This is a genomic window from Bacillus sp. JJ1503 (assembly GCF_036965125.1).
Classification (GTDB): Bacteria; Bacillota; Bacilli; order Bacillales; family Cytobacillaceae; genus Cytobacillus.
The window spans coordinates 1-1,795 of record NZ_JBALOZ010000409.1; the positions used below are offsets into that span (position 1 = coordinate 1).

Consider the following 1,795-nt stretch of genomic DNA (forward strand, 5'->3'; position numbering starts at 1 on the left):
GAACTATTATCAATAGAAATTAAATAAAAGAATGTTAGTTGAAAAGGCTTACAAATTGCTATACCTCTTCTGTATTGCACTGTGTAACAAATATGAAAATGAATACAAATCTTACCTTTTTCTTAAAAAACACCCACAAATGCTGTATATTAGTGTTGTGGGTGTGTAAATTTTGTTTTTATCTAAAGATACGGTAGTCGGGGTCGAAATAGCGGTCAAAGTATTGATTTGATAAGGTTTTGTAGATGAAATGTGTAAAATTTGTGTAAAACAACTTTAAGAAACAGGTATTATACTTCATCTGATTATTATTTATATACTGAAATATAAATTAGCGTTGTAAGATAAGTACAGTATAATAAATGATAATTGGGTATACAACATCCCATAACGTTTATAGAACGGTAATGACAGGGGCTAATAACCAAAGTAATAATAAGGGTGGCTCATTTGAGCCACCATCTTAAAGACCTTTCTTCAAATTAATAATTAAATTTTCCGTAACAAATAATGTGCGTGCTACAGCCATGGTATCTTGTATTATAGCTTCATAAACATCTACTTCCTTAGAATCCACTTCTTTATCGGTACCATTATAATTAAATAACGCTTTTGCAGATATCGTACTAAATAACATTGAGTAAATATACAACGCTTTAGCATACATTCTATCACTTTCGTTATTACTTAATGTCTGCAAGTGTGCTTTGAAGTATTTATTATCAACATTAATTAATACTATATCACCATCAAGCATTGCTGCTGTTTCTTCTGTAACGCCATCATATCCAGAACTTAAATTAATTTCTTGATAATCTGGTAAGCCCATTTGATTATCTCCAGGCTTCGGACCATCTTCTTTCTTTTTAATAATCAAAGTAAATTCATGATCAGAACTAAAATTCGTGTTCGGACATGAAATCAAAACTTTTACGTTACTTTCTTTTAATTTTTGAGAAAATGCCTTTGTAAAGGTAATTGAAAATATACCTGGCTTCATACTTTTTACAAAATTAGACTCAATCTCTTTTCCATCAAATAAAATTTTTAGATCTACCGGATTTACTGTTCTTTCAAAATAATTCTCTGGGGCATCTGTTGTAAAAGAAATTGTAAAATTCGTATTCTGTATTACTTTTTTTCTATATTTATCTTCAACTTTTTTCATATTCAAATTAAAATAAGTTGGTTCTTCTTTTAAGACTATTGGGCTTGGTGGGACTGGTTTTGGTTTTGGTACTTTGGGTCCAGTTGGAGGTTGAGTTCCTCCACCCATAACCAACTGTCCTGACATTAACCCTTTTAAAATAGATGGATTCCTAATTACCCACTTATTCATTAACTCTTTTAAATTCTGCGAATCTGTAGATAATGTATTTTTCAATCCTTCTTCAATTCGCTTATTTTTAAATTCATGAAGTTCTTCAGAACCTTCTAAAAATGCTTTTAAGTTTTGTTTTATAAGCTTTAAAGGCTCCTTANNATAAATAAATCTTTCTTAAATGCTGGGTGAATATCCGGAAAATCTAAAACTACTAATATCGAATTCTTAATACTTGATAATCCCAAACTTGATAAAAAACGTCCATCAAGACCGCCTTGTATTTGCTGTCCTAAAGTAAATAAAATAGGTTTTTCTCCTAATATCGAATTTTCATCCTTTTTACTGCTATCTCGTTCATTAAATGCATATACCACAACATTTACACGTTGTTTTAGGTTAAAACTATCATTAAATGGGTCTAAAAAAGGTACTGAGAAATCAGCTGAAATCGGAAAACCATCAGCAATTAAT

1 protein-coding gene is annotated in these 1,795 nt (G+C 30.1%); it reads right to left on the reverse strand.

From position 1 onward, the window contains the following. Positions 1–463: 463 nt before the first annotated feature. Positions 464–1,384 carry a hypothetical protein gene (locus V7149_RS23945; protein ID WP_335348078.1) on the reverse strand — a complete coding sequence of 307 codons (921 nt, stop codon included), beginning with the start codon at positions 1,382–1,384 and terminating at the stop codon, positions 464–466. Positions 1,385–1,795 lie beyond the last annotated feature (411 nt).